The organism is Neobacillus sp. BF23-41 (genome assembly GCF_041106275.1).
Window position 1 is genome coordinate 19,661 of sequence record NZ_JBGBPR010000022.1, and the last position, 23,733, is coordinate 43,393.

The 23,733-nt window shown below is 31.7% G+C and carries 24 protein-coding genes and 1 pseudogene; 6 read left to right on the forward strand and 19 right to left on the reverse strand.

From position 1 onward, the window contains the following. Window positions 1-181: 181 nt before the first annotated feature. The 7 genes from AB7942_RS23720 to AB7942_RS23750 form a co-directional block, all read right to left on the reverse strand. A complete protein-coding gene (locus AB7942_RS23720; RefSeq protein ID WP_369448790.1) occupies window positions 182-1,468 on the reverse strand; it encodes an McrC family protein in 1,287 nt (428 codons plus the stop codon). 13 nt (window positions 1,469-1,481) lie between these two features. Continuing rightward, window positions 1,482-2,888, reverse strand: coding sequence for an McrB family protein (locus AB7942_RS23725; protein ID WP_369448791.1), 1,407 nt, complete (start codon window positions 2,886-2,888; stop codon window positions 1,482-1,484). Between the two features lie 331 nt (window positions 2,889-3,219). Beyond that, window positions 3,220-3,459 (reverse strand): hypothetical protein, encoded by a 240-nt coding sequence (locus tag AB7942_RS23730; protein WP_369448792.1) that lies wholly within the window; start codon window positions 3,457-3,459, stop codon window positions 3,220-3,222. Window positions 3,460-4,292: 833 nt separating this feature from the next. Next, window positions 4,293-4,844, reverse strand: coding sequence for a 5-methylcytosine restriction system specificity protein McrC (locus tag AB7942_RS23735; protein WP_369448793.1), 552 nt, complete (start codon window positions 4,842-4,844; stop codon window positions 4,293-4,295). A gap of 156 nt (window positions 4,845-5,000) precedes the next feature. After that, a complete protein-coding gene (locus AB7942_RS23740) occupies window positions 5,001-5,264 on the reverse strand; it encodes a DnaD domain protein (protein ID WP_369448847.1) in 264 nt (87 codons plus the stop codon). Between the two features lie 69 nt (window positions 5,265-5,333). Beyond that, entirely contained in the window at window positions 5,334-5,702 is a 369-nt protein-coding gene (locus AB7942_RS23745) for an SEFIR domain-containing protein (RefSeq protein WP_369448794.1), read from the reverse strand. Between the two features lie 523 nt (window positions 5,703-6,225). Then, window positions 6,226-7,554, reverse strand: coding sequence for a DUF4145 domain-containing protein (locus AB7942_RS23750; protein WP_369448795.1), 1,329 nt, complete (start codon window positions 7,552-7,554; stop codon window positions 6,226-6,228). Window positions 7,555-8,048: 494 nt separating this feature from the next. Between AB7942_RS23750 and AB7942_RS23755 the strand changes: the two genes are divergently transcribed. The 3 genes and pseudogenes from AB7942_RS23755 to AB7942_RS23765 all read left to right on the forward strand — a co-directional run. Next, the gene (locus AB7942_RS23755; RefSeq protein WP_369448796.1) at window positions 8,049-8,201 is read left to right on the forward strand and encodes a transposase; all 153 of its coding nucleotides are present in this window, start codon (window positions 8,049-8,051) and stop codon (window positions 8,199-8,201) included. Continuing rightward, window positions 8,186-8,491 (forward strand): tyrosine-type recombinase/integrase, encoded by a 306-nt coding sequence (locus AB7942_RS23760; protein WP_369448797.1) that lies wholly within the window; start codon window positions 8,186-8,188, stop codon window positions 8,489-8,491. Before AB7942_RS23755 ends, AB7942_RS23760 begins: the two co-directional genes overlap by 16 nt. A 113-nt stretch (window positions 8,492-8,604) precedes the next feature. Continuing rightward, window positions 8,605-9,033: pseudogene (locus AB7942_RS23765) on the forward strand (ATP-binding protein); the annotation flags it as partial. 418 nt (window positions 9,034-9,451) lie between these two features. Here AB7942_RS23765 and AB7942_RS23770 read toward each other — a convergent pair. The 4 genes from AB7942_RS23770 to AB7942_RS23785 all read right to left on the reverse strand — a co-directional run bounded on the left by AB7942_RS23770 (window position 9,452) and on the right by AB7942_RS23785 (window position 15,105). Further along, window positions 9,452-12,940: a dsDNA nuclease domain-containing protein gene (locus tag AB7942_RS23770; protein ID WP_369448798.1), complete on the reverse strand. Its 3,489-nt coding sequence runs from the start codon at window positions 12,938-12,940 to the stop codon at window positions 9,452-9,454. A gap of 330 nt (window positions 12,941-13,270) precedes the next feature. Further along, window positions 13,271-13,642 carry a tyrosine-type recombinase/integrase gene (locus AB7942_RS23775; protein WP_369448848.1) on the reverse strand — a complete coding sequence of 124 codons (372 nt, stop codon included), beginning with the start codon at window positions 13,640-13,642 and terminating at the stop codon, window positions 13,271-13,273. Between the two features lie 2 nt (window positions 13,643-13,644). After that, window positions 13,645-14,253, reverse strand: coding sequence for a phage integrase N-terminal SAM-like domain-containing protein (locus tag AB7942_RS23780; protein WP_369448799.1), 609 nt, complete (start codon window positions 14,251-14,253; stop codon window positions 13,645-13,647). A gap of 318 nt (window positions 14,254-14,571) precedes the next feature. Then, a complete protein-coding gene (locus tag AB7942_RS23785) occupies window positions 14,572-15,105 on the reverse strand; it encodes a hypothetical protein (protein WP_369448800.1) in 534 nt (177 codons plus the stop codon). Between the two features lie 703 nt (window positions 15,106-15,808). Between AB7942_RS23785 and AB7942_RS23790 the strand changes: the two genes are divergently transcribed. Continuing rightward, complete coding sequence (locus AB7942_RS23790; RefSeq protein WP_369448801.1) at window positions 15,809-16,861, forward strand: tyrosine-type recombinase/integrase; 1,053 nt, start codon at window positions 15,809-15,811, stop codon at window positions 16,859-16,861. A gap of 69 nt (window positions 16,862-16,930) precedes the next feature. On the opposite strand, the gene AB7942_RS23795 is transcribed toward AB7942_RS23790, so the two are convergent. The 7 genes from AB7942_RS23795 to AB7942_RS23825 form a co-directional block, all read right to left on the reverse strand. After that, window positions 16,931-17,338, reverse strand: coding sequence for a terminase small subunit (locus tag AB7942_RS23795; protein ID WP_369448802.1), 408 nt, complete (start codon window positions 17,336-17,338; stop codon window positions 16,931-16,933). Between the two features lie 28 nt (window positions 17,339-17,366). Next, window positions 17,367-17,912 carry an ERCC4 domain-containing protein gene (locus AB7942_RS23800; protein ID WP_369448803.1) on the reverse strand — a complete coding sequence of 182 codons (546 nt, stop codon included), beginning with the start codon at window positions 17,910-17,912 and terminating at the stop codon, window positions 17,367-17,369. Between the two features lie 466 nt (window positions 17,913-18,378). Further along, window positions 18,379-19,599: a DNA primase family protein gene (locus AB7942_RS23805; protein WP_369448804.1), complete on the reverse strand. Its 1,221-nt coding sequence runs from the start codon at window positions 19,597-19,599 to the stop codon at window positions 18,379-18,381. Continuing rightward, window positions 19,575-19,856 carry a hypothetical protein gene (locus tag AB7942_RS23810; RefSeq protein WP_369448805.1) on the reverse strand — a complete coding sequence of 94 codons (282 nt, stop codon included), beginning with the start codon at window positions 19,854-19,856 and terminating at the stop codon, window positions 19,575-19,577. Before AB7942_RS23810 ends, AB7942_RS23805 begins: the two co-directional genes overlap by 25 nt. Window positions 19,857-19,894: 38 nt before the next feature. After that, window positions 19,895-20,200 (reverse strand): CHC2 zinc finger domain-containing protein, encoded by a 306-nt coding sequence (locus AB7942_RS23815; protein WP_369448806.1) that lies wholly within the window; start codon window positions 20,198-20,200, stop codon window positions 19,895-19,897. A 139-nt stretch (window positions 20,201-20,339) separates the two neighbouring features. Continuing rightward, window positions 20,340-20,540, reverse strand: coding sequence for a DNA-binding protein (locus tag AB7942_RS23820; RefSeq protein WP_369448807.1), 201 nt, complete (start codon window positions 20,538-20,540; stop codon window positions 20,340-20,342). Between the two features lie 243 nt (window positions 20,541-20,783). After that, complete coding sequence (locus AB7942_RS23825; protein ID WP_369448808.1) at window positions 20,784-20,990, reverse strand: hypothetical protein; 207 nt, start codon at window positions 20,988-20,990, stop codon at window positions 20,784-20,786. Between the two features lie 197 nt (window positions 20,991-21,187). Between AB7942_RS23825 and AB7942_RS23830 the strand changes: the two genes are divergently transcribed. Both AB7942_RS23830 and AB7942_RS23835 read left to right on the forward strand, forming a co-directional pair. After that, window positions 21,188-21,409, forward strand: coding sequence for a hypothetical protein (locus AB7942_RS23830; RefSeq protein ID WP_369448809.1), 222 nt, complete (start codon window positions 21,188-21,190; stop codon window positions 21,407-21,409). A 154-nt stretch (window positions 21,410-21,563) separates the two neighbouring features. Next, complete coding sequence (locus AB7942_RS23835; RefSeq protein WP_369448810.1) at window positions 21,564-21,980, forward strand: hypothetical protein; 417 nt, start codon at window positions 21,564-21,566, stop codon at window positions 21,978-21,980. 179 nt (window positions 21,981-22,159) lie between these two features. Here the strand turns inward: AB7942_RS23835 and AB7942_RS23840 are convergent, their stop codons facing one another. Next, entirely contained in the window at window positions 22,160-23,641 is a 1,482-nt protein-coding gene (locus AB7942_RS23840; RefSeq protein ID WP_369448811.1) for a hypothetical protein, read from the reverse strand. Between the last annotated feature and the right edge of the window lie 92 nt (window positions 23,642-23,733).

The following is a 23,733-nucleotide window of genomic DNA, read 5'->3' on the forward strand; positions in this document are numbered from 1 at the left end:
AAAAAGGACAGGGTGGGTTGAAAAAAATTTTTCCAAAAAAAATAGCTATCCATTTGAATGGGTAACTACTTGAAGAAGGTAATGGAGCATCAGAAGCAAGTCTAACATTAAACGTAAAGCCGCCAAATTTATATCAACTAAAAAATCTGGGTCTGACCCCAAAACATTTACATTATCAATTTTAATTAGATATAATATTAAAGAGCTGCTGTTTGTAAACATCATTAAAATTATTTGAAACAGAGTATAAATCAATAGTCTTTACTTTTAAAGTAATCATTTCTCTCATGCTCTCGTTCGTAAATATGGGCAATTCGACATTAAGGTCTTTATGAAAAGGATATAATAATACTAAGTTATTTACGTTGTATTCCCTAGCATAAGCGTACATTTGATAAATATCAGACTGAGAAATCCCTAAATTTTCTTTTCTTGTATCAAGCAACTTCCATTTTGTATCAATAATTAATTCAGGTGAATCCGTATGAACATTCTTTAAAATGATATCGGGCTTTAATTTAAATAAATTCTTATTTTTATTATCTTGGAATAAATATTTACTTTTAATCTGTCTTTGTACTTCATAACTTTTTTCGGTTAATTTTTCAGAAAATATCAATAAACTCTGTATTATAAATGATTCGAAAACTTTATTCATATCAAATAATAAGCCAATTGTACTTATATTGTTGCCAGAATTTAAGCTTGGAGCATCATAATTCCAAAACAACTTTGATAAATCAATTACTTCTTTATAATATTTATTTAATCTATTGTATTTAACTCTTTTGATAAGATTTTTGTTAAATTTTCTAGTATCTATAGAAGATAAGATATTCCTTAAAATAATTAGGTCACTTTTATTTTTTAAAGACATTGTCCTCGTAAATAGTAAATCAATAGTAGCTTTCACTATCATATTAAGTAGATTATTCTCAGTTAATTCTTCATAGGCAACATAAAACTTTTCTTTCCTTAATTGATTAAATGTAATCTGTTTTTGAATCAGTAACTTCCCCTTTTGAAAGTTCTCGTTTGCAGTTTTCAAATTATAACCATTGAACAATCCTTGTTTAATTATTTCGTTAACTTTTCTAATAAACACCTTAATGTATATTTCCAAAAGAGAGTCCTTACTTTTTTTGAACTCTCCTTCATTTGTTATTCTATAAGGAACTCTTCGAGTATAAGATAGCATAAAGAGCAGCTCATCTCTTAACTTATCAGCATCCTCATCACTATCAAGCTTAGGAAAAATCTCAACTTGTAATCCTGGAATAATGAATACTCCTACCCAATTTATAGGAGTTAAGAAATCATAACTCCATTCGAATACCTTTTTACCAAGTTTTTTCTCATTTTTTCGAAGAAGAGAGGCCTGTTCTTGTGTTATAAACTTTTTTTCTTCAGAAAAATAGTCTCTGATGAAAATTCTCTCATATTCTGCAACTTTAATAATCCTATACATTTGTACACCAACGTTAACTATATATTTTTTTTAAAGTAATAAATGTAGCTTTTTTATCTATACCAAAGTCTGGATTTAACATAAAGATTTGTTTTTCATCAAACATCTCAGATGTTTTACCAAATAAAACTGTCGGAGTACTTTTCTTATCTTTTATAATTATCTTCATAACCCCAGGCTCTTTTTGATTATCTCCAAGTACAAGGGCAACTTTCTCCCAATCCTCGTAAAAGTATTCTCCTAACAAAGGGATTATTTTATTAATTAATATTTCGATTAGTGTTTCTAGTTTATCGACATTCCAAAAATAAGCATGTCCAATAGTATAATCCTTGTTTAATAAATAAGTAATCCTCCTGTTTATGGTATCTAATAACTCTCCTAGATTTAACGTTTCTTCTTCAAATGACACATTCTTATCTTTTAACAACTCAGCTTTTGAAGAGATTTCCTCAAATTGAAATCTCCTTCTTAATGCATAATCCATTAAAGCAATTGAACGGTCTGTAGTATTCATGGTTCCAATAATATAAAGATTTTTTGGAACGGTAAATAGAGTTTTTGTATAAGGTAGTGTTACGCTAGTTCTCTCTCTTTTATCTTCTTCAATTAAGGTAATTAATTCACCAAATACTTTACTTATGTTTGCTCTGTTTATTTCATCAATAATTAAAACATAATTATCCTCGTTCGTTTGGTTATCCTTTAATTTGCTTAAATAATTCATAACTAGCCTTTTTAGGATTGATTTGTATCCTAATAAATGATTGTCGTACTTAATTGAAGCTTTATCCTTGTTTGTCCCCTGTCCAATTTCATTCAGAGAGATAACACCATTTATTACATTGTTTGCTAATTCCTCTATTAAGTCTAAAGGGATTGGAGCTATCCCAGATGTATTTTCACCTTTGATATATATTATATTTTCTTCTACCATAACCACTTCATAGTTAGGTTCAATTTTTTCATTCTTATAAAATCTTGGACTTTTAGTAGCTCTTTTACACATTTCTTTAAATATGCCATCAACATATTCATAAGATATATTTCCATCAACCACTTCAGCTTTTATTCCTTCTACAAATTCTTCATATGAATAAGATTGATGAAATGTAATAAATTTGATATTCCCCATCTGAACTATTTCATCATAGGCACTCCAAGCAAGGTTCTCATCTTCTTTCATTTCATTTTTCCATTTACCACATATCCTCAATGCCTTCTCAGTAGTAGTAAACGTCTTTCCTGTTCCTGGAGGACCATATAAAATTAAATTTTTAGGAATTTTTTCATCCACTTCGCTCAAACCCCTTACCTTAATATCTTTACTTCTCTTTATCCCTTTTTCAAAAAGCTCTTGTAGTACCTTAGATCCTTCGTCAGACCAATATCCATCTCTTTCGTAAATAAAGAAAACCATTTGAGTTTCACTCAGCTGTGCATTTGGAAAGTGTTTAAGGAGTAAGTCTATACCAGCATCTTTTGCTATTTTTAGACTACCATGTTTGCTTTGACTTCCTATTTTTTCAGTTTCAATACTATCTATCCATTCATTTTCTTTAACTAATACGTTTTAGACATTCAGAAGTGGAAAGTCGAACAATTAGTATGTAATACTTTCGTTTTTTATAGCCGATTTTATATGCACCATTTTTTACACTCTCTCTTGCCACTTCTAATATGTTGACTTTGTTTTCATTATTCATTTAATTATCACCTATCTGTTCACTTGTTTCATAATTAAAGGAGTTTTATTTCTTTATAAACACCCCTTTTTTCTGCATTTCCCACTTACCACTAAGTTTTAGTTCATACCACAGTGAACTGTTTTTCATCTTTTTATAGAAATTAAATTGTTCCTTGTTAAAGGGAGAACCCTCTAACACATCTACTAATTCTTGAATTGTGTAGCACTTTCCAGTCTTTACATGATCTTCAAAACTTGTTAGGAATCTCAAGGTTCCTGAATTAAGAGAGTACTTTTCTTCCATCTTAATTCCTCCTATGGCAAAATTGTACTTATAAAGTATATCATTATTTTTTTTGAATCTTTCAATAACATACAATTACAAATAAAAAATCCGAGAGTTAGTCATCCTCCCGGTAATATTATTGGCATATTATTATGTTTAAACGGAAACAAACTGATAGAGAGACGTTCAAAAACATATCGTCCTTCTGCTTTCTTGCTATATACATTTTCATATTGTCCCGCTGCAGGTTTTCTTTAAAATGGCAAGTAACTTAATAGCATCTAAATATGCGATAGATTATGTTTTCTTACTAGAAGCAGAATTTTAGTGTTCCCTTTTACTTAGATTAATGTCTATTAGCAGTACTCCACTATTTGAACCAACCTTTTATGTATCGATTGCCATTCCCTATTTAAGTCGACAGTATAAATCCGAACTGGGTACCCCTTTATAACATACGAAAGATTTAACTCCTTACCCTTTTTCGGATACAGAAGTACCCCGACTGTTTCTTTCTCTCTAGCCCTTGTTGTGGTTACTTAAATAGGCATAAAGCTGATATAGGTTTCCGCTAATTAGTTTTTGTGAACCTTTGTATTGCGTTAGAGTTGGTTGATAGTATTTTGTACCCATTATAATTTTTCTGGTATGGCTCTCTAGTGAAATATCGGTCTGCATAAGTGGTAAGTAGGATACATCTTCTCCTTCTGCTTCCCAAAAAAATATTTTCCCGAGAAACACGAAATTCTGGGGTTTCCTTTTTGTAGAAGTTCCGGACAAAATCCTCGAACAATCTGGCCATCGCTTTGGGTTCTCTTTCAAAATCAGCAAATTTATCGTCAGTATTTTCTTCATTGACTTAGTAGTGACTCATTGAGAAACCGGCAAATATCCAATACAAAACGATAGTGCTGGTTACTTCGATGCAGCTTCACTTTTTTAAATAAGTTAGGATGTAACTTTACTAAGCTAATTTCACTAAAGTGAACGTATACTTGAATCACTTCATCTTTTAGCTCTTTCGCTAATTTTGGACTTTGTAATATATAATACAATGTCGACTTAATGATTTGGTTATGGAGAATATTATGACTCATTTCCTCATATTCACAATGCATTTTGCCCCGTTTAAAGGAAAAGATGTTGATGGATTCTTGAAATAGAATCCTCCCCCTTAAGGTAGAGGTTTCTTCCTGAAATCCGATATATTCCTTAAAATATCCACGCTTAATTAGGGAGCGCAGTTTAACCAGCAGGATTCTAGTTAATAAGTGTTTGATATCTTTTTCATCTTCGCGTGCAATATTGGCAAATTCCTTTTCAGCCAGATGCCCCCATGCATAACAAAGCATATAATAGAGATTTTTTATCGGGATCTTATTTGAGTCTGTCAAGGAGCCCATTCACTTTATCCTCTTGATCAAACCAATATTCTCTTAGTAACTGAGCAATTTCCAACCTAATAATTCGGTCATACCATTTTTGTTCATCATCTACCTGTTTAATCGTTGGACAGAAATAACTATGGCCGATCTTCCAGCAGGCAACGATTCGCTAGATCACATATGCTTTTGTGCAGAATTTTGACTATCATAAAAAGAATCAATTTCTTCTACGGTCAGTAAGGAGTCATTTACCCAGTTTTTCAGAATCCGAACCACATAACTCAGCCTTCGCTTGTTATTGGCACAGGCAATATTCATCGCTTTTAAAATCACCTCTTTCGGCTGTAAAAAGCTAGAATCATCTATCCAAGATACTAACTGTTGTTTGGCATTCACTTTCGAAAAACCAAATCCATTGTTGTCCCAAAACTCAATAATTTCTTTTACATCTACATCTTTTTGATTATTTTCTGTGTCTGGATTTTTCTCTTTATTTGGATTAAAAGCTTATTGTTGTTGTTTTTCTTTTTTATTTTCTTCTTCTTTTTGACCCCTTCTCGTATCACGATGCGTCAACGTATCTTGTTTTATATCTTTGTAAACGCTAGGGGTAATAATTATTGTTTCGGTACCTACTCCCCCTAGTCTACCATTTGCTTTTTCACAATAAGTTTTGTCACAAATTACTAAAACTTTATCTGCGAGTTTAATACTTTCTTCCATAAATTGAAATCGGTCATGACCCAAATCAAGAATGACATCAACACCTGATTCAGATACTAACTTTTCTGCTAAATTAAGAACCCATTTCTTATGCTCTTCCGATGACCAACTGTATGATATAAATACTTTGGGTACTTTTTCTACTGTTTCCAATTAATCTATCTAGTTTTTAACTAGATTTTAACATAATATTTCCAAAAAATAATTATCTAGTAATAAAGAATGAATCCAAATTAATTGTCAAGTACTCTCATATCTAAAAAACCCTATGTTATTACAATACCTATTAACAGCTTCAAAACAATGTGAAAATAAAGATTATGCGACCCATGTCGGAAAAAAAACTAGGATGTATTAACACTGAAAGAATTAATACCGCTGATCCTACATTCATTAGTTGAGAAGATTACCTGTAATCATGATGGTTATGTCTTAATTTAATATAGCTTAGTTTATCTATTCCAAGAAACGTAAAAAGGCAACTCCCGGTTATGGATTAGTTGCCTTCTTTCAAAAATTCTTTTGCTCTTCATCGTAGTAGTAATCCAATTTCAGCATAAACCATATCCCACCAGCTAACAGCTAATATAAACAAAAAAGGTGTACCAAAAACAGTCCACCCTTTGAAAATAATCAATAATATTTAGAATTTTCAAGATAAATCACTCGAATGAAATTAGTTAAATTGCTTCGGTAAACAAATTATTTCATTGAATCTATTAAAAAATGTATCTAATTCAGGAGCAGTACTAAATTTAAATAAAAATCCATGATTAATTGGACTTTTACCCTTATTTTGTTCTTTTGGAAATTTTCTCAATGCCGTACTACTGCGATCTTTTCCGTTACTTTTTAAAAAATCATCTTTTTGAACAGTCGTTGGATGCAAGACAACGCTTGTCTCTTTATTAGCCAGCAAGTATACAATTTCTTTACTGATTGCATGTTCAAACTCTATTGCTTTAGGGGTTTCATTGGTAATATCAAAATTATTTTTTTCAAATATCCTAACAATATTCTCTTTTTCTATTCTTAAAGGTATCTTTTCTTCCGGTAATTCGATCGTGTTATTTTCCTCTTCCGTGCTGTTATCTTGTTCTAATTCCAACAAAACTGAATCTTGTAAGCTTATAAGCTGATTCCAGAATTTCTCCATACCATTAGGGCCAATACCATTTAATTTCAAATGCTGAGAGTCCATTGGCTCCGTAATCTTCACTAGAGAATCTATACCCACTCGGGAAAGTTCGCGTAACAAATAGTTACATCCAACTACCGGTAAGTCTAATATAGGTGTTTTTGCTAGTTTAGATGTTAATAAAATGGTTTCACCTCTAAATTGGAGACGTATGTGATATTCATCCTGCTTTTTAATCAAAGTTTCTGTTGGAGCTTTTATTTCTGATTGCTGAATATTTACGGCTTTTGTGTTAACATCTAGGTCCTTTTCTTTTTCCACTTTTATTGCTTCTAATTGTAGTTGAATCTCGGCTCTCATTTCATCAAATCTTTGCAATGTCTGATCAAAATAAGGCTTAATTAGTTCATTTATGTCATTTACACCTAAGACGTTTGCATCTTGGATGGTTTTGGCAGGAAGCTTATATTCTGGCGCGTTAAATTGATGACTGACATACACTTCCACATACCAAACGCTTATCTCAAATACTAGTTTGTGAGCTTCCAGCACATCCTGTACCACAATTTCTTTCACGTTATGTGCCGCTTTATTTCCCATTTTTCTAATCCATTCCAGCTTCATATAAATATCTTCTGAAATGATATCCTGTTTATATAGTTTGTAGATTCTTTCTGCAGGCTTTAGGGGATAGATATTCTCGATTCCCTCTGTATTGCTAATCTTCTTTACTATCTCTTCACAATATAAACGAGCCTGGGTCAATGTCGCATGAGGTTGATCCCATAAATGATCTTCAATTCGGTCAGCCAGATCAGCTAACTCATTTGAAAATTGTCTAACAAAATCGAATAAACGATTGTTCATCTTTTACCTCCATCTGTTAAAAAGCATTATGTAAAAAACAAATTAATACCAATATTTTTATAGTGTATATAAATTGATACTATCATATATTGATAATTTTTATAATATACTTATTAATTTCATTAATAAGTTAAATTTCTCTTGTAAAGTTTTGCTCGGCAGGCAACTTGAAATATCGCTGTGCAAGACAGAGTGGAATCCACTACATTTTCATAATTCAGTACTGATGATAAGTTGGCATTTAAATATGATTGTTAATTAATTCTTAAACCTGAAATTGGGATCTAGGTTATAACTTATTCATAAAAATGTGATTATTTCTAACATAATAATTTTGTGGTGCAGAGCACTACCTTGTTTAGCTATAAAAAAATTGTATGATGGACTTATTTGCCCAAACAAAAAACACTCACAAACATTGATATGATATGCTCCCCAATAGGTAGACAGATTAAAAAATAAAAAATCTGGCTACTTATGGGGGAGTATTTATTATGTCTAAAAGGTCCTATTCTGTAGAAGTAAAATTCGAGATATTGAAAGCGTTGGAGGATAATCAATATTCGATAAACGAAGTCGCATCAATTTATAAAGTACACCACTCCTCTATTTTGGAATGGAAACATAAATTTTGGAGAAATATTTAATAATAGCTAAGGAACTTCACCCAGAATTAATGTTTCCAATTAAACTGAACCCCCATATGATGAGACATACGAAGGCTATGCATCTATTAGAAGCAGGTGTGAATCTTATTTATATAAGAGACTTATTAGGCCATGTCAATGTAAGTACAACTGAACATTATGCAAGAACAAATTCTCAAATAAAGAGGAAAGCATTGGAATCTGCTTATATGGAGGTTGTTAAACAGGATATACCTGTGTGGGATGAAAATAAAGATTTACTTAATTGGTTACAGGAACTCTGTAGATAAAATATTATGGAAAGATTTTAAATGCATATCCTACATGTTTGTAGAATTTGGTTTAGGGTCTTTCCATAAACAAAAACTTTCGATAATTACCGTTATGCAAAGCTTTACATAAAGGTAAAACTCACCTAGCAATAGGTCTAACAATTGAAGCAATAGAACAAGGAAATACAGCCTATTACACCAGATGTGATGATTTTATTTTATCTTGTAAAAAGGCTGAGCAGCGTGGAACTACTGCCCGCCTAGTTAATAAATTGTGTGTTCCTGAAGTATTAATTATTGACGAAATGGGTTATTTTCCATTTGATGAGCTTAGTGCTAATCTATTGTTTCAAATCATTTCAAAAAGGTATGAGCATGGATCTATAATCATTACGTCCAATAAATCCTACGTTGAATGGGGGAAAATATTTGGAGATGATGTTTTAGCTACGGCCGTTCTCGACCGTTTATTGCACCATTCAATAACGTTTAATATTAAAGGACAATCATATAGGTTAAGAGAAAAACAACGGGCTGGCGTTCAACCAATACAAGGTTGAACGCTGAAATTGGGGATTTTTTAACCGTTGGAAATGGGGAAAAATAAACCGTTGTTGACACTTTGAAAAAATTTTTTAAATTTCTCATTTAATTTCCACACAGTGAGATCAATATCATTCTTCAACCTGCTGCATTGAAGTACTTAATAGTTAAAATATTATATATATTTTAACATATATGTCCATTTGTTAAATGAGGATTGTTTGATCTAAGGTCTTGCTCAAAACATAAATAAGGCACATTTCATAATAAAGAAATGCACCCAATTATTGAAGATCATCTCTATTGCATTGTATTTAGTCAAATACGAAAAACGATCACTTCAAAAGTGACCGCGGTTAAAAAATATATTTCGTAACCAGTAAGGTTGTACTGCGCAACAAACTTTTAGTTATTAGTTGCTCTTATCCGAAGATGTTATTTGGAACTTGGATTAAGATTCTTATCATAAAACCACTTTCGCCCTTTATTAAAGTTATTAAGTCGTTTATCTTCATAAATTATTTTCAATAATGGGATAAATTCTCTTTCCAGAGTTAAGTTCCGATCCTCAGGATTAATTAAAGTATTAGATATAAAATGATACGCTAAGACTCTCAATCTAGTTAGATCTGATTCTAAAAGATTTGTGATGCAATCAATATATAATTTCTTGAAGATTTTTTTCTTAGAATGATTCAGATGTTTATAATAAGACCCATAAGCAATAGCGCTGTTACTTCTTAAAATATGTTCAATAGGTTTGAACTTTTCATCTCTATCTTCTAAGTAATAAAAATTATTGCTTAACAATATTTCGTGTAATAAAAATCTATTGTCTTTACTATTCTCAATTAGAGCTCTGAATAAATAGCGCAAAAAGTAATCTAAATAAGTATTATTTTTTCCAATTTTACTTTCACTTATTTTTTCTAGATTGTCAGATAAGAAGTTTATAAGGTGAGTATGAATAACATCTTCCAGAGGCATCCCATCAACAAGTCGAGCAAAGTAGTTTGCTGCAATTTTTCCAATTGTTTCACTAATCCTTGTATCATCTGTACATATAAACTCAGATATGCACTTTTTTAATTTTTTTAGTTCTTTCAAGTTATTAAACATTACTTTACATAAACTCTCAAGGTAAACACCTAATTCATACTCTGAAATTCTTTCTAAATTTCTTCCTAGAACTTTACACTTTTCATCAATCCTAGCATTAGTATGCAACAGAAAGTACAATAAACCGAAAGTTTCTTTTTTATTTAAGATGAGTTCCTCAATTTCCAACAATTTATGGAATATTATTCCTTGACATTTAACGCTTGTCTTTATTGCAACAAAGAATAATTGTTCTTTTCCATTATCGCTGTTTAAACCGTTTGAAATCTCTTGAGTTAACATTTCAATGTTATTTTCAATATCTGTGTCTAAGTAAAGTAATTCATAAATAAATAACTCATCTTTTAACTCAATAAATGATTTTCTTAATAGTGAAAACGCCGACCAATCATTTTTCACTATAAAATGCAATAGTATTTTAAAAGCCCAGTATAATGGAAAAACGAATTCAATGACTATATCTTTACGGTCCTGAAATAAATCTTTTGTTTCTATAATTCTTTTACTTGCAAGGTGTACTGAGCGCAATTCATCATAACTATGTTTTAAGATTTGAAATAAGCTATTTGTTTCATCTTCAATATATGTCAACTTCTTATTATCAATTAAAAAACTTACAACTTGATTAATTTCATTATCGATTTTAGCGTCTTTTTCATTAAACGACAGATCCCTTGTAGAGTATTGAATCATTTGATTTTTCTTCACTTTAGAGTACCTTTTTATAAAATCAAAATAACAGATATTATGCAATTCTTTTTCGTTATCACTGACAGTATTTGCGTAAACATAGCAAATCAAAGGATTTTGTATTAACATTTTAATATTATTATTAATGTTTATATTATCAGGAAGTTCATCAATAACATTTGTATCTATACCATAATTGCTTAGTATTTTGTAACACACTTTATTTTTATTGTTAACTGTACTCATATTAACAAATAAATTAAGAGCGTCATTTTCGGAATTATTTGAGAAACAATAATCTTTCAAGAAATCACTATTGTCCATTATCAAATATTGATCTAGTTCATTTATTGATATACACCAGCTTATCCAATCATTTTTCGTATAACTCTTTATTGTCTCTTTTATATAATCATAAATCTTTGGATTTGAAATACATAAAATGTGTAGATCATCAATAATAAAAATGACCCTAAAACTAACTCCATTTCTTTCAAGATTAATTACATAACTATTAAATTCAGACAAACTAGTAAATTTGCAATCTAAAAAATGATTTAGATTAAATAATACTACTTCTTCAAATCCTTTCTCTCTTATGTCACTAACGGTTAAAGGAATTCTAATTGAGTAGCTTTTTATTTCTTTTTCTATACTATGAGATGAAAGCATAGTTTTAAATAAATGGGTCTTCCCCGCTCCAGATTCACCGGTAATCATCAGGACTTTGTTATATCTATCGTTTAAAAGGGTAAATATCTGGAATAATGATGGTTTAAAATCTTTTGTAATTTCATTATCTGGTAATTCCGCTAATATTGAATTAACCTTCTTACGCATATTAGTCCGATATTCGTCGTAGGAAATATCTAAACCATTAAATTCCAAAAGTTTATCAATAATTCCTTTCTCTCTTATCAAGCTATTATCACCGTAAGCCCTTGCAAATTCACTAATATGTAATATAATTTTTGTTTTCCAAGTTGGATCTTTAAAAAAATCATTAAAATAGGAGTTATTTATCAAATCATTATCTATTTCAGATTGAAAAGGTAGAGTCATATTATTTTCGAGGAAAGACTCAATCCTAATTAAATACATCTTAATCATTTTTTCAATTTCGTAACTTGGTGGTTTAGTTATTGCTGTACCCAACATTTCTTTCACAGAATGAAATTCTTCACCAACAAAACCTTTAAGTTCATCAATTTTTTCGGTTATTTGGTTTAAAGAATCTGTTATGAATATATCACTCTTATCCGACATTTCTTGTTCGGATTCTTTAATTATTTCGTCAAGTAAACTTTTATTCAATTTTCTATCATCAACTTTAGTATTTGAAGAACGAAGATATATTTCAGATAACAATCGAGTTAATAATAAATAAGTATATTTATCTGTATATCCTTTTAAACTATCTACACACTCCTGTTTTATAATTCGGACAGCTTCTTCTCCTTCTACTTGTTCAAAATTCCACTTAATACTTTTAACAAATGATTCTAGATAGTGGTCTTCGTTAATTCGATCAAATAATGGTTTAAATTCTTTTATTACAGTATCCTTTTCCTTTTTAAGTGAGTCTATTTCTTCAAGCAAAATAGGATCTAGCTTAGCAATCCTTTTTTCTATTTTCTGAATTTCTGATTTCTTTTTTTTCTCTGTCATACCCTTCAATATTTCTTGAACTCTTAATTTACATTTAATGATAAGGTCATTACTCATATTTTCTTGATCTTTATACCAGTTTTTAAGTATTTCGTCATTTCTTTTTATATTTGTATTTGTTTCAAAATGAAATTGACCATTGTAATCTGGGTATAGATTGTAAAGAATAAAGAAATTGTAGATGGTTTTTTCAATCTCTTCGTCTTGGGTTCCTAAGTTGCTAGAGTAACATTTTACTTGTGTGAATTTTAAACTTTTAACATCATAATTTACTTCTTTTATATCATCTTCTGTTTCACAAAAAATTTCATTTTCTGTGTTATTTATGGCATCAAATACCCATGTTTTTAAAGTTTTTAGGTACTGATATAGGAATCCTCTATTAGTTTGTATAGCATCAGTATTAGACTTGTATTTTTCAAATAATAAAAGGACATTATTACTCATTACAATTTCTCCTTCAAACAGAATTTACATAATCAATTTCGACAAATTATACCTAATACCTTCAATTTCATTATTTGTTAAATCTATAAATACAATAATAATAATTGAAAATCTGATTAATCCTAAATATAAAGAACTTTAAATTTTATTCAACTCTGGTTCGTTAATTTATATCATTACTCTATCAAAAATATTTTCTAAAATAATCCTCCACAATCTGGCCTGATTGTTAAACACCTACCTCCGATAAATAAAACCTCTTTAATAAAGTACATTCTTTCATAAACGAAATTATTTGTTGCGCAGTATAAGTCGAATGACAAACAAACCTTATTGAATTAGATACTTTTTATGTTGTTCACGTTTCCGTTCATGAGTAATTTTGGCATATCTTAGTGTGGTATCTGGTGAACTGTGACCTAATAGCTCTTGTATAGCTACGAGTTCAGCTCCATTATTTAATGTTAATGTTGCAAACGTATGTCTTAAAACATGAGGACTAACCGTGTCTTGTAGACCCACTTTCTTAGCTATCATTCCTATTTCTCTTTGAATTCCTCGTTTAGATAACCTTCTATAAGGTTTTCTCTCTGTAATCATTAAGGCTTTACAGTCATCTTCGCGTTGTTTTAAGTATTTATTTAAATGATACATTGCTCTAATTGAAAAATAGACTTCCCTTTGTTTATCACCTTTACCTATAACTAATGTGCTCCTATTCTGATATCAGCTATATTTAACCCATAAACTTCAGATAAACGACAGCCGGTTGCATACAATACTTCAAGTAAAGCACGTTGTATAACTGTTTCACATGCTTCTCTTAACATTTCCAATTCTTCGATTGATAACGCTTTAGGAAGACGGTACTCATCTTTTGGAGCTTTTAATTTTGTAGTTGGATCACGTTTAATATATTCTTCAGAAGCCAACCAACTAAATAAACTCTTTAAAACAGATAGTTTCTTTCTGATTGTGCTCATTTTTAAGGATCCATCTTGACTTAGGTACATTCGTATATCTGCTGTAGCTATGTCCTCAGTCTTCTTTTTTACGACATCAGCAAACATACTTAATTCTAGGAGATAGTTGTCTAGAGTAATAGAACTTAAACCTTCTAGTCTTTTGGCCGATATGAACAACTGTATTTTATCCTCCAGATCAGGGTGCACCTCTCCTAATTTAACTTTTTGAATATAATACTCTGATAGAACAGTAGATAATTTATTCTTTGTGGTTTCCACTTCGATATTTGGATATAACTCTATTAATGCTACCACTAAATCTGATAATATTTTCTCTCCTAAGTTCATAAAATCAACTCTCCTTAGTTTTTATTTGTAAACTAAGGATTACCTATTCAAACACCAAAAATACCAACTGATTATGAACAGCTATTTATTTTCTTAGTTTTTAGTCTTTAAGTAAGAAAGAGACGATTACTTTTGGAGTAATCGTCTCTTTAATAGTTGTATACAGCCAGTATCGTTGTACTGTTTAGCAATCAATAAATAATCAACTTTATTAGGATAGTGACTGATTGTCGAATATTAATATTCAACTGAAGCCGTTTGTTTAATAGCGGCAAATCCTTTTATTGTATTTAATATTTCCTACAATAAACATAGCGATTAAACTTTCTTATTTAAAAAGATATTATTTGAAAATCCTAAATGTTCCTTACTGTAATTAAATAACTCCATACTAACTTTTTCCTTTGCTTTTTCAACAGCATTATTTATTAATTCATTAGCAAATTCTTCAGGATTTTCTTTGATATTTTGTACTTCAGTATATTTATTTAATAAGTCATTTGATAATTTCTTTTGTCTTTCTGCTGTAAAACTACTTTCTATAAGGATGCCTAGAGTTCTTTTAGCAGGCTCTTCGTCATAAGATTCTTCATTTTTAAATTCATCAGTTTGATAATGATTCTTAAGGAATTTATTTATATTATTAGTAGCATTAGATCGTTCTTCCAATAAAATAGTCTCATAAATTAGATTATAAAATTCATCAAGTTTATCTTTTTGACCATTTATAATGTCTTTATAAACATTATCTGCCATTTCTCTTACTTCTTCAGCCTTTTTATTTTGAGCTATTGATAAACTCTTTGTGAGTTCTAGTATATTATTTATTCTCCATCCTTTAATTTTCGTCACGTAGATTCCCCATTTCTCTTTTTCATTACTATATATTCTGGCAAATTAACGGTCCTTAGAATACTAATTACTTTTTCCATAGAATGTTCAACTTCTTCAGGAACATCAAATGTATTAGTTCCTACAATGGTTGAATGAATTTGATTTATTATTTCCTTATTTTCAATATATCCTTTTAATTGCTCTCTTTTCTCCACAAGATTAGGATATGTGGACAATAACCAGCATATTTTAATAATTTCTTCTACATTATTTTTATATTGGGTTTGATTGTGATCATCAATTAATTTTAATACTTCAGTATTACGATATTTCCCTTCAATTTCATCTAGACCATAAACCCTAGCAATACGCCTTGCATGTGGATGACTAAATAATTCGATTAATCGTCCATAAACCTCATCTTCCTTAGAGGCTGTAGGAACTATACATACACTTCAGGTCATATAAATCGCGTAATATCAACGTTTATAGAGGAGCAGTCTTCTGCAACAGTTTCCTAAACTGTAGGTCGGAGGTTCGAATCCTCTCTGGGACATACAAAACATGAAAACGCCGAGTTTATGCTATTTTACCCTTGTTTTAAGGGTAGAGTGAGTTAGCATAAATTTAGCGTTTTTTTGCTGTTTTTTGCTACACTGTAGGACATGAAAAAATGTGTATATAGGACATACAGCCTCCATCTGAGGAGGAAAAATTACTAATGGGACGCACATTTATTGCACAAAGAGGGCAAAAAAATACAAACAATGACCGACAGTCCAATCATGTCCGACATACAATGATTGACCAACATACTATTCAAAATGCAGTCGAAATCTTTATCAAAGCAAAGGAAGCCGAGGGGATACGGAAGAGTACCATTAAAGGGTACTATGATACGGTTAGATATTTCCAGGAGTGGTTAAATCCCGATATTGAATACATTGACCAAATCACCAGTACTACGTTACGTGATTATATAAATTATTTAAAAAACGAACGATTACCCTATCAAGGCGATAACCAGCGTGAAAGAACCAGTAAAGGGTTATCAGTGAGTACAATTAATATTCGATTAAGAAATTTAAAAGCCATATTCAGATTTTTATTCAATGAAGAAATAATTAATAAAAATCCTACAATGAATATTCCCCTGGTTAAAGATGACGCTCATGAAGAGGTACAAGGTTTAGCTGATAAGGAAATAGATTCAATTTTAGAATCCTATGATGATAAATTATTTGCTCAGTGGCGAGATAAAACCTTAGTGTTACTATTACTGGACACCGGATTAAGAATTAACGAAGCAATGACACTGACAGTCGACCAAGTAGATTTCCAACAGAATACCGTATTAGTCCCCTCTGAAATCGCTAAAAATAGGAAGTACAGGGAAATACCGATAAGTCGAGAAATATCCAAAAGGTTAAGACAGCTATTAGATGAAACGGAACAATATTTTGGGCAAGGTACACAGATATTCATGAATGCATATGGAGATGATTTTACTGCCGACGCTTTTAGAAAAAGACTAAATCGATTAAAAAAGAAATTAAATATACCTAAATTACACCCTCATATGTTTAGGCATACTTTTGCAAGAAATTACATTTTAAATGGTGGAGATGTATTCACTCTACAAAAAATTCTTGATCATGCAGATATACAAACCACTAGAAAATATATTCAAATGGATTCTGAACATCTCCGTCAACAACATAATAAATTTTCACCAGTAAGAAGATTGTTTAATCGTAAAGGAAAAAAGTTATAAAGCGTAAGAAGCCACCAGTCATTAATGATTGGTGGCTACATTTTATTATTGAAGTAAAACACTAAATCCTTATTTCTTATCTTCACTTAAAGGTTCCACAAACATTATTTCAATTGCAGCACCTCGAGAACCACTCAGCTCTTTCCTCTCTGTTGGCTTAAACCCACCACGATCGAGTAAATCCTTGGCTGCAGCAATTCGGTCCCTATCAGAGCTATTTGGGTTAACCATCACTTCGTACAAAACCTCTCTTGCCTTTATAGCGTCTTGTACAAATTGCATTTTTAATTGCTGCTGAATTTCCTCTTGAAGAGCATTTATTGCCCCTAAAACTGTAGTTTTCTGTAGTAGCTGATACCCTATTTCGGACGCTCTACGCTTTGAATATCCGGCTCGTATTGCTGCCTGGGTCGCATTATGGTCCTTTATATATTCCAGAACGAAGGCTTGTTGCTTTCTGGTTAAATAATTTTCCATGATTAAGCCCACCTTTCTAACAGACGTTTTAGCTTATAGCCCCTTTCAAGTAATTCCTCACAAAATAGTAAAGCTCATGATACAAAAAGTGACCAGCAGCTCGTTTTGGGATATAGACAGTAGAGAATCCATACCGGGTTTCAAACGATTTCAGCGAAGCCAGGAAAGCTTTAGGTTCATATTGGCTTCGGTAATTGCCACGAAGTATATTTTCATAGCCGTTTGGATCCTCCACCAAAAGTGTAAACCTTAATTTTTGGCTTCGAATAAGCTCGTTCTCAAAGCGGGTTCTGTCTTTAATGGTCTGCACCAATTCGTCAACGGAGTTTTTGCGTTCTAGGGTTATAGGTAAATGAATATCTTTAATTATCCCAAGCTCCGGACAACTCGGCAGCTTTACGGAATAATCACCTACTTCTAGCTTAGTAGATTCATAAGGAATTTTCTTAGAATCAAAGTATTCGAGGATTTGCTGGTTCTGCTGTTCCCGGCTGTCAACTAAAATCGTAATCCTTTGCAGAAGCGTCTTTAGTTCCTTGGCAGTAAATCTATAATGAAATGGGAAGGTGTTCATTTTTAATCACCTCATCAGCGTTTATTCCTCCGGTGAATAGGCTAAGTGCAAAAATTCAATATTTTTATCTGGTTCTTTATATTTTTTTATTATTTTATTTTTTTCATAAAGAGTTGAAAAAAGTTTGAATTTCTGCACTACCCCTTATAAAGCCCGTCATTAAAAGGTTTTTATGTGCAAGTTCCATTAAAAAAAGTTTGAATCTTTTTGCACTAGACCTCCAAAAGTTTGCACTTAATACATAATGAAAACTAAACTCCAACTTTATAGCAACTTTATAGCAACTTTTAAACAAAACAGTGCAAAATATTAATCTATTTTTTTGCACCATTTTGTATTTTTAATGAAACGGATTTATTAAGCCAATTCCGATATATTCTTCTTTTGCTTTTGAATTTGGTCGGGTAATTTTTACTTTTACCCTTGATTCCACTCGGTTATAAAACTTATTTCTGCCTGTTCGCTTTTACCCACTGTCGTAACACCATAGATTCCTCTTGATTACCCTGTAATTTTCCCCTAACATACATTCTTCTTCGATAAACGTTGAAATATTATCAATGTCACGTTTATAGTTATCTAATGCAGTCATAGTTGTTTCATTTTCGGTAAAATGCCCTTGTTCTCTCAATCGTTTTAAGCCGTTCAATGCTAGGTTTAATAACCCACTTAATTCTTCCTCTGTTGTTAACTTATCCATTAAATTCTTATCTGCATTTTTACCTTCAAACTTATTAGGAAATGGGACGATAAGCCACCTCCTAAAAAATCCATTGGTTAAATCAGAGCTCTTTGGCAGCTCATTTGCTGAAAATATCAATCTAGCGACCGGAGTGAAATCAAATGAATCCTTCCCTTTAAATTCAGCACTCATTCTGTCGCCACTAACAATAGATTTAAAGGTACTTGATTTTTCTAAGGCACTTGAAGGAATATCAGCAAAAGTATTAGCAAGCTTGCCATATAGTTGAGCCAGCTTAAAACGATTATTTTCTAAATCCTGTAATGGAACATTTGAAACATTTACATTTCCTAAAAAATGTCCTACCAATGCAATCAATTTACTTTTTCCGTTTCCACCATCTCCGGTTAACATCATAGCCTTCTCGTATTGGGTAGAGGGAAGCATAAGAAAACCAAACCCTTCCTCCATCATCTGAATGCTATCTGACGGCAATACATCACTTAAAAACTTCTTTATATTTGGGCAATCGGCATAAGGATCGTACTTAACAGGCAACTGAATGGTTGAAAATCTTGAAGGTGTATGCTCATATAATTCACCTGTAGTTACATCAAGGAGCCCGTTGGCGACATTAATGATACCGTCATTTTCATTTACAGAATTTACTTCTTTATAGCAAATAGATTCGATATAATAAATTGCTTCCTCAACATATCGCCTTCTGAATCTTTCACCCAACAAATCATGTGCCATTTTTCTAATGTACAAATCACCTTTCGGCACATAGACACCATTTTCATAGTGATATAAATGGTTACCATCATAAACTAACGGTAACTGTTCAATTAATGTATCCCCTAACCTTGAGGGAATAAAGGTTTTACCGTCAAAAAACTGACTGCCTTTATCATCATCTGCTTCCTCAAAATATCCTTTTTCCAGAGGTTTCTGTTTACCTCTATAATCATCTAACCAGGCTAACTGTTCGTCCGTGAGTTCCATGCGTTCATCACCTTCTCTCCAGCTACATATGCTTCTAGCTGGGCTTTTTGCCCATAATCGCCATACATACAACCCACTAAGTATTCATAGTATGGCAATCGGTTATATATATCATATTGCTCTTGAAGTATGTTCCTTTCTTCCAGGCTCTTTGCTTGTTTCATAGCCCTTTTAAAAGCATGAACCTGGTCGCATAAGAACCGGTATACTTGATCGAAATTACTTTCTTCCTTGTTTTTAAATTCAAACTTTATCATTCGCTGCTTTATCTCATGCTGCTGATTCCGACTTACTTTCAAATTATTAACGAGCCCGAAAGCTTTAGCATATGATTGATTATTTTCCCGTTATTAACCCCTCTGAGGGCAGCTAATAAAGTAATTACGTTGCCACCCTTTCCACATGAGAAGCACTTAAACATTTGCTTTGTAGGGCTAATAGAGAATGACGGTGTCTTCTCTGAATGAAATGGGCAGATTGCAAAGTAATTTCTTCCTGTTTTTCTTAGGCGAAGCCCCTCATTCTTAGCAACCTCTAATATATCTAACCGTTTTATTACTTCTTTGGCTAAAAACCGGAAATTTATGTTATTATTACTCATAAAGGGTCACCGGCTTTCATATTTTTTAAAGGGACATCTGCAGCAATCACCCAGTTGATATAACCTGGTGGTTGTTGCTTTTTCTATGTTTATTAAGTTTTCAAGGAGCGAATTTTGCTTAATCAATGCTATAAATCTCTTAGTTTACTTTTTTCAAGGTTTGCTGTTCTATCCATGCCAAAAATGATTCATTCTCCACCCTTTTGCACCTTCCAATTTTAATGAGGGGAAAGTCCGGGTAATCCATAATTTCATATGCAGTTCTAAGTGAAACCTTCATTATTTCGGAGATATTTTTTGCGTTAAGTACCACCGGAAAATCCTCAGCTTTTTTGCTCATAAAAAATCACCACCTTGGTTCTTTTTCGAATCTTTATACATAAACATCTAGGTTAGACTTTTATACTTTATTTACTTAATCGCATAATGATACATGCAGTGCGTTAAATTGAATCTATTGAACTAGATTCTATAAAATAATAGGAAATTCGACCGTCCAGCTGGTTTATCAAATATAAAAGAAGCTACCAATATGGCAGCTTCGCTTTATGGATTAACAGTTATCCTTGGGATGAGTTTGTTTTTATATCAATTTTGATTTTATAGCTATAGTATCAATAATCTCCTTGACCTCAACATCATGTTCTTCAATATGCTCCACGACCCTCAATATCCTTTTTATTGCATACGACTTATCTGTTAAATCATCAGAAATGAGCTCCCCAGCAAGATCAAGAAGCTGCGTTTTAATACGAGCAATGGTAGGCTTCGCTTCTAATAATCCGTTCAAAAATATCCCTCTTTCCTAATCATCATTAACAAGTCTGTGGTCCATTCCTTAGTTTGATATAACCACTCTAATTAGGGTATCCTTCTTGTTTCCACTGCTGGGTGAAAAATAAATAAATTTTAACGAAGCTGACACATCTACCAATAGGGACCAGCTGCTCAATACCGAATTATTAATGAGAAGGCGAGGTGCTTACGGTGTATATAGTACTACCCGAATGGCTTAGAAGGTCCTGGGATTGGTTTTGGTATTTTCGTTGTGGAAAGATAAAATACCAAGTGTTTGTTCATGGGGACGAATACAGGGTCATGGCTACAGATGGAAGGACAGCAGTATGGAATTGTTATGGTAGCACTCCGGAAGCTGCAAAAGAGATGGCTCTTTACAGAATGCGACGAGCTTATGAAAAAGAAGAATAAAAAAAGGACATAGCATGGTTTTACAATTAAATTGTTCTACCAAATGCTCAAAGGTTAAAAAATATATGAATGAAGGAGAAAATAAATGTTTTATAGAATTGTTTAAATTGAAATGTGATTAGACAAGTTCATTAATTTTATTGGAGGAGAAAAAATGGCAAAGGTTTATATCATTAATACGAATAAAAATAACAATATTAATGCTGAACAAACAATGTTACAAGAAGCTAAATGTGCAGCATATTATACACCATGGAAATATTACATAGATACCATTGAAGCAAATGATATTGTTTTTTTATACTCAAGTGGTGTAGGGATTGTTGCAAGGGGAATTGCAACTGGTATTGTTGAAGTCCGTGATTATGAAGGACAACCAGACGAAGAAAGGTACATGTATCTAGATAGATTTGAATTACTAAATCGACCATTAAGTGCAGCAAGTGTCACTGGAATTATAAGAGATGTTGCTGGTACCGATTTTGACATAAAGTGGAACCAAACCATGATACCGATTGCTTATAACTTTGGTATAAAAGTTTGGCAGCATATTACACGATCATGCCTTTAAATTGTTTTTAACAAAAAAAAACTTCAGATGAGACACCAAAGGAGCAAGAACAGTTAGGGCTTACCCATTAGCGTATAACATGAAAAAGACCACATTTTTGTGGTCTTTCATTTTTGCTCCTCATTAAACAACCTGTTAGGTCTTGGTGAAAATGTAGAAGCTATCCTATTTGGCACTTATTAAATACTTTTTGCGATGAGACCTTCCTCGCCTAGTTCGTCTATAAATTCGTTTAAAACATCCTTAATATTTTCGACTACTTGATTAATATCTTTGATTAATCTTTTTTCCTTATTGTCCCAGCCATATAACAGAGTATAATCAAACCATTTTTGTTTATTGTTTTGGTTTTCCTTTAGCAATTGAAATATTTCTTCCTCTTGAAATATCATCTTTTCTATTTCGTACAGTCCCAATACCTTAACATTTGAACAAAGATACTTATATTCATCGCTCTCAATATTGATTTTTAATACTTCTGCTGCCTTTTTCATTATTTTCTCTCTTCTAAAAAAGCTATCTTCAAGCAAAATAACTGCACCAAAAACATTTTCTTTTTTAAATTTAATGTTTTCCTCAAACGGGAAGTATTCAGTTTGGAATCTTTCAACCAAATGGCGATAAACCTGGACTACTGATTTAACCAACCTGTCAAGGGTGCCTTCCAAATCCTTCTCTGTCAAATCACGTAAAGAAGCGCTGGGAACCATACTTTTACTGTCCAGCATGAAGCATTGTTCCCCTTTTCTAATCATTATATCTAATGTACGTCTTTCTCCCCCTTTGTAGTTATATGGTCGATCTGAAGCAACCTCATCAAAATCCTGGGATAAATTGCAAATATGGAAAAGATAGTTTTCCAAAACTTCTTTTCCGAACAATTGACGTAAACTCCCGTTTCCTTCAGTTAATCGAAATAAAAGGGATGATGTAACAGAATGCATAATTAGGTGTGGCAATGGCAGATAAATTGTTTGTTGATAAGAAATGAACGGGAATTGATAAAAATATTTAAAACCATAAAGATACTGTGTTATATCTCTTGTTATGTTCTCTTGAAGGGAAACATAAGCTTCCCTTTCAATGAGCAACCTGGTAACAACATGGTTATATTTTTTTAATAAGTATAAGTAGATATTGGGGTCTACAAATTCATTTGCAAAGAGGAAATTAATAGTAAATCCCAATTTAATAAACTCCTCGTATTCAGAGCCAAATTTCTTTAAGAACTGTTTCTTCATATCAACATTAGCGTTTTTAAAATTAAACAAATACTTGTATCTGTAAATTTTATAATATATATCCTCTTGTATTTGAAATTGATTCAATCCTGTTACAATCATAAAATAATCGGCAAATTGATTGTTTTCTTTCGCAAACTTTAAACGTGGATGTACATATTCCCTAATAGCAGAAATGATTTCATAGAAACGCCTGATGTCCTTTTTATCTGCAAACTTAAAATTTGAATACTCATTTAATGTAGTAGCTGAAAATAAAGCAAAGGTTTCCAGCTCCCAAGGTAGTGCCTTTTTTCTGAGTTTATCAACCTCTATTAATCCGTTTGTAGACATAATTTCCATCGAATTTCTTTGGCATATCGCCATTTTTGAACCGAAGTCGTATCTCTTTAAGACTTTTGGTATCCTTTCAAATTCCAAAAAATCATCCCCATTCTGAGAGTTACATAATAAAAGCGACGATAATATATCGGCGCTCGTATTGTTCATATTTTGTATTTCCCGTAATTAAT